A 3,892-nucleotide genomic window follows, 5' to 3' on the forward strand; every position below is an offset into this window, starting at 1 on the left:
GAAGTTACGTTTTGCAAAACTGAATACTGAAGTGCATCAACAAGTAGCTGCCCGTTGGCGAATACAATCTATCCCGAGTTTATTAATCTTCAAAGGCGGGAAAGAAGTTGCCAGGATTTCTGGAGCTTTACCCTTAGCCCAATTAACGAAATGGATAGAAGAAAACATTTAAGAGAATGTTTTCAATTATAGTTTGCTAGTTGCTCTCTACTCCCAGCTTTCGATGACGAGCTTCCCTATTGTTTTTCCTTGCTCTAGTTGGGCATGAGCCTGGCGTAGAGTGTCTGCGCAGATAGGCGATAATATTTGATTCTGTGTGGAGATGAACTCACCTTCGTCAACGAGCCGTGCCACTTCGTTAAGAATATGATGTTGCTCGATCCGGTCTGGTGTCTTGAACATGGCTTTGGTGAACATGAACTCCCAAGCGAAGCTCACTGACTTTGATTTCAGTTTATTCATTTCCAAGGGGGCCGTATTGTCAACAATGCAGCAGATTCTTCCAAGCGGTTTGATTACGTCTATCATAAGATCGAAGTATTGATCGGTGCTATTACAGCAGAGAATATAATCAACGCTAGGAATACCAATATCAGAAAGTTGTTTATCTAAAGCTTTGCTATGATCGATTACATGTTTGGCACCCATTTTCTCGCACCAAGCTTTGCTTTCAGGGCGAGACGCGCTTGCGATAACTTCAAGCCCGGCAAGCTTTGTGGCGATTTGAGTGGCGATCGAACCAACACCGCCTGCACCACCGATAATTAAAATCGTGGGTTTGGCGTGTTCTGCTCTTGAGCCATCAATTGAAATATTTAACCTTTCAAAAAGGGCTTCCCAGGCCGTAATTGCTGTGAGTGGAAGGGCTGCGGCATTAGCTGAATCAAGGGAGCGTGGTGCATAACCTACGATGTTTTCATCGACTAAATGAAACTCACTATTGCAACCTTGCCGTGTAATATCGCCGGCATAGAACACCCTGTCACCAGGGCTAAAAAGGGTGACGCTTTCACCTACGGAAACGACTACACCACAAGCGTCCCAACCAAGTATTTTGGTCTCTTCTAGAGTTTGCGATTTTGGCCCCCGAACCTTTGTATCAACAGGGTTGACGCTAATGGCTTCGATTTTAACTAGTAGGTCGTGCGCGGTGGGGTGAGGCATATTCGCTTCGAAGTCGATTAAGCTTTCAGGGTCTTCAATTGCTAGATATTGGTTTAGGCCAATCGCTTTCATAAGGTTATCACTCTGGGGTTTTGATTAAACAATCATGGCAAAACACTAGGCATCCAGCAAGTTATCAAGCGACATATCATAGCCGGGAGCAAAAACTTCAAGAAAGTAGTGTACTGGTGCAAGGTTCATATCATTAAGGCGTGAACTGATTTCCTGTTCAGCTTGTTCAAACTCGCGGTTTCCTGCACGCAATTCTGCCCGGCATTTAAGAAGAGCGGAAAGTCGGTCAGCGGCTTTGAGCAAAACCAGGTAGTGCTCCGGGAGCGTATCTTCAAGCAGGATACTACTAAAATCTTGATGCAAGGAAGCAGGCAGCAGGGCAAGCAACTCATGCTGTGCTTTCTCTTCGACCCCTTTGTAAGCGGTACGCATCGCCTCGGAGTGATATTTTACCGGTGTAGGCATGTCGCCAGTGATGACTTCTGTCGCATCATGATAAAGCGCAACGACAGCCAAATGGTTTGCATCTATTTTATTATTTAGATCGCAGTCTTTGTTATGAATGATTGCCAAGATATGAGCTATCGTAGCGACTTCCCATGAGTGCACCGCGACATCCTCATGAATTGCATTACGCATTAGACTCCAACGTTTAATCCATTTAAGCCGGCTGACATAGGCGAAGAAGTGGCTAATAGTTTTGTGCATGGCTTTCTCTATGTTTGCGAATGGGTTTAGTTGGGCTTGATTGTAAAAATCGAGGCTACTGTCGGAGCCTGTTCGGCAGACGGGGACTCTTTTGAGGCTTCACTCGTGACAACTTTAGGTTCGAGGGTGAATATCCGTTGCTCTGGAATTCCGCCAATCTCCACCAAGGAACTAGCGATGGCCAGTGCCCTACTCTTCGCAAGCACTGCTAGTTTATCTTCGCCAAGCACCTGCCCACCAGGTTCTAGATCGACACTTCTATCTGCTACGCCCCGTACTTCAAGACTTAAATTAGGACGCTTCTTCAAAGCTTCAGCAAGCTTAAGAATCTTCTCACTTTCAAGCGCATCGATTGACGAAGACATAGCAGAAAAATTCACAGATGATATGTCATCAGAACCTTCAACCAAGGAGCCTAGGATAGAGAAAGGGCTGGTTACCACTTTGGTAATCAGGTTTGTGAAAGCTGTTAGCAGTAAGCCGCCAAAGCTGAAGCTCGGGTCACTCAAGTCTCCACTAATTGGTAGGTCGATATCTATTTCACCATCGAGGTTTTTCATAATACCTATAGCCAGAGGAAGTGGTAAGACTGTGGCATCGGGGCTATCGACAGACTTTCCAAAGTTAAATTGATCTATAAAGACTTTATTGTCCGCTTTCAGCTTAGAGCCCTTGATGTCGTAAGCCAGGTCAAGATCCAACTTGCCTTTATCGATCAGGTAGCCAGCATACTTAGCCGAATATGGACTGGCGGTACTTAGGTCAATATTGTTGACCTGAATATCTAAGGCAGTATTAGGTTGAGCGCTGAGTGGGTTAGTTGTGCCATTAATGGCAATTTTTCCATAGGTATCGAGGTTTCCAGATAGTGCCACTTTTGAGTGGGCATCAATGTCTGAAGAAATATTAGTGATGTCGCCGGAGAATTGCTCGACATAAGTATTAAAAACCGGTGTTAATGAAGCATCGATATAGTCGAAGCGGCCTTCTTCAATAATAATTCGATTGATGGCAATATTCGCAGGCTGACTTGCTTGGTCTTGTTCTCCTGCTGTTTCGCTTTTGTGCTCTTCTTGCGAATGATCTTCTGTTACAGTGTTTCCTTCTTCTGTCTCACTCGGTTTTGATTTACTTAGTTGAGCCAGGCTCATCTCGCCTTTTTCAGAGATTTTAGCTCTCGCATAGGGCTTGGAAATTTGTACTGTTTCAACTGAAATTGAAGGGGCTTGCTGCTCGCCTGCCAGCTTAAGCTTGACGCCTTTTAGAGCGAAGGTCTTGAAGCCGGCTACCTCTTGTCTTTCAATACTCTCCTTTATATCAAGGTTATTGACTGAAGTATTGCTAGTGATTTCTCCAGACAAGCCTGAGTCTGTCATGCTTAATTGATAGTTTGATGATAGATCCAGTTGACCTTGTTCAAGCAGCACATTGAGTTGCTCACCTATATATGGTTGTGACCAGTGTAATGGCAGGGCTGAAAGTGAAAGATCACCTTCGACATTGAGTGGTAAGGCAGCCAATTGGCCTGAAAGACTTTGCTTGGCCCCTCCGGTATTAAAGGAAGCATTATAGGAAAAGGCTTTATCAAGTTCGTAGGAGACCTTTCCAAGCTCAAGGTATATATTTTCGAGACTTATATCGGCGGGTGTTTCCAGGCTAGCGTCTTGCCAATTGATCAGCCCTTCTTTTAGCTTTATCGATGTCACTGACCACTTGAAAGGTGCTTCCTGAGTCGAGTGACTTGTGTCGTTGCTGGTTTTTGCTATAGGCTCTGAGGCCTCACTTTCGTTGGTATCAGTAGCAAGCTTTTCTTGTTGAAGTGGACGTAGCAAATTTATTTGTGAGGTCTCATCCTTTTTAGCAAATAACACGGGCTTTTCTATTAGCAAGTTGCCCAGCTTAGCTGTACGTTCTTCCAGATTAAAATTGATAGGGCTAAGCGACACTGAATCGAGTGTAAATAAGCTCTCTGTATCTTGAGTCTCAGCCAAGGCAATCTGAGAAAGCG

At 44.7% G+C, this 3,892-nt stretch carries 4 protein-coding genes; 1 reads left to right on the top strand and 3 read right to left on the bottom strand.

The features are described from left to right. The coding region (locus A3761_RS25820; protein ID WP_255374949.1) for a co-chaperone YbbN at positions 1 to 172 on the top strand (172 nt) is incomplete at its 5' end. Positions 173 to 207: 35 nt separating this feature from the next. On the opposite strand, the gene A3761_RS15465 is transcribed toward A3761_RS25820, so the two are convergent. The 3 genes from A3761_RS15465 to A3761_RS15475 form a co-directional block, all read right to left on the bottom strand. Next, entirely contained in the window at positions 208 to 1,236 is a 1,029-nt protein-coding gene (locus tag A3761_RS15465; RefSeq protein WP_068508673.1) for a zinc-binding alcohol dehydrogenase family protein, read from the bottom strand. A 45-nt stretch (positions 1,237 to 1,281) separates the two neighbouring features. Continuing rightward, a complete protein-coding gene (gene yfbR / locus A3761_RS15470; RefSeq protein ID WP_068508671.1) occupies positions 1,282 to 1,884 on the bottom strand; it encodes a 5'-deoxynucleotidase in 603 nt (200 codons plus the stop codon). A 26-nt stretch (positions 1,885 to 1,910) separates the two neighbouring features. Further along, positions 1,911 to 3,892, bottom strand: a 1,982-nt coding sequence (locus A3761_RS15475; protein WP_156491881.1) for a DUF748 domain-containing protein, incomplete at its 5' end; no start/stop codon positions are given.

The organism is Oleiphilus sp. HI0123 (assembly GCF_001635315.1).

Excerpts from the sequence above, each read along its gene's own strand:
- A3761_RS15465 (WP_068508673.1), bottom strand. The coding sequence starts at position 1,236 with ATGAAAGCGATTGGCCTAAACCAATATCTAGCAATTGAAGACCCTGAA.
- yfbR (WP_068508671.1), bottom strand. The coding sequence starts at position 1,884 with ATGCACAAAACTATTAGCCACTTCTTCGCCTATGTCAGCCGGCTTAAA.